2 protein-coding genes are annotated in these 1,793 nt (G+C 48.2%); both read left to right on the top strand.

What is annotated here, in order from left to right:
• Window positions 1-897, top strand: an 897-nt coding sequence (locus KDK16_RS12220; protein WP_257276330.1) for a WD40 repeat domain-containing protein, incomplete at its 5' end; no start/stop codon positions are given.
• 41 nt (window positions 898-938) lie between these two features.
• Window positions 939-1,793: F-box/WD40 repeat-containing protein (locus KDK16_RS12225; RefSeq protein ID WP_257276331.1), on the top strand; the 855-nt coding region annotated here is incomplete at its 3' end.

The following is a 1,793-nucleotide window of genomic DNA, read 5'->3' on the forward strand; positions in this document are numbered from 1 at the left end:
TTTAGCGCTGATGGCGGCCATCTGATGATCGCCAGTTCGTGTGGTGCGGTGAAGATTTATGGCCAGAAGATCGGTGGATCATGGGAAGAAAAAGCCACTATTATCCATAATCATCGGGTCAATTCGGCCAGTTTAAGCTCCGATGGCCGTCAAGTGTTGGTCGTCGATGAAAAGAACAATGCGACCATCTATGTTCAGGAGGACGATGAATCGTGGAAAGTAAAAGGCAACTTTAGTCATCACCATAGTCTTTACTCGGCCAGCTTCAGCACCGATGGACGCCATCTGGCAACCGCCAGTGGTGATCGTACGGCAAAAATCTGTGACCTTCAGAGCAATGGCTCATGGAAAGAAATAGTCGAGGTTGTTCATTATGATGAGGTCTACTCAGCCAGATTCAGCGACAATGGCCGCAATCTGGTGACCGCCGGTAAAGATTGCAGGGCAAAAATCTATGGCCGAAAAGCCTCTGGATTATGGGTAAAAGAAGCCACGATTAAACACAAGGATGCGGTCGGCTTAGCCTATTTTAGTGCCGATGGCCGCCATGTGGTGACCGCCAGCCGGGATAAAACGGCGCAAATCTATGGCCAGGAGACCCCAGGATCATGGGTACATAAAGCCACCATTACTCACAAAGGGCGGCTCCTGTCAGCCACCTTCAGTGCCGATGGTTGCTATGTATTGACGATTGCCGATGACGACAAAAGAGCGAAAATTTATGGTATTAGTGCAGATGGGTCATGGGTAAAAAAAGCCACCATTCGACACAAGCGTCAGATCACTTTTGCCACCCTCAGCGCCGATGGCCGACATGTGTTGAGCGTTGATGAGTCTGACAAGGTGACCATTATGAGCTTAAGCGATGGGTCATCCAGCCTGTCGTCTACGAACTGAACCGGCAGACGGATTTTGATGTTACTTTTGAAGGCAAAGGCATGGACCCTGCAAACAGCAATTTCAGCATTGACGCTTCGCTCTCGTCTACACCCAAGCGCCCCCGATTGGAGGGACCGTCAACAGCTGTCAGTCTGGGCAGGGGCGTTAGGGTACAGGACAACATTGAACCTGCATTCTTCCATTTGCCTGAAGAGATACATTTCAAAATTATTCGCTATTTAGAATTTCGAGACATTACCCGTGTAACAGAGGTATGTACATATCTTCGCGATCTTGTTAAAGACAATAAAGCTCTGGAAAGAGCATGGTTTCGCCGGTTTCCTTCACCATGCCAATATCAACTAAAAACCATCGCTATGACAAAAAACAGGCAACAACTCCGTGGTTGGTTGAAGCCGTTTGCGAGTAGGGATACTGTCGAGTCACTCCTGGAACAACGAAAATGTAATTATTTTCCAGCCCTGCTCCTTTTCACCAACAGTAAGCTGATGTCTCAATGTGAAACATTCAAGTTAGTGAAAAAAGCCAGAATGTCTCAAAAGCGCCACATCACCAAAGCCACCTTCAGCACCGATAGCTGCCACGTACTGACCCGCAATATGGGTCGAGAAGTGAAAATCTATGGCCAGAAGACCGGTGGATCATGGGAAGAAAAAACCACTATTTCCCATGACAAATACATCTCATCAGCCACCTTCAGTCCCGATAACCGTCATGTATTGACGGCCTGTTATGCTGGCAAAGCGAAAATTTGTGAGCTGGGGGACGATGGATCATGGGAAGTAAAAACCGCCATTTCCCATCGTTATTTGCTCAGGTCGGCTAATTTCAGTGCTGATGGCGACCATGTTGTGACCGCCAGTGACGATGGGGTGAAAATCTATGGCCATGGG

This window comes from Endozoicomonas sp. SESOKO4, from assembly GCF_024606275.1.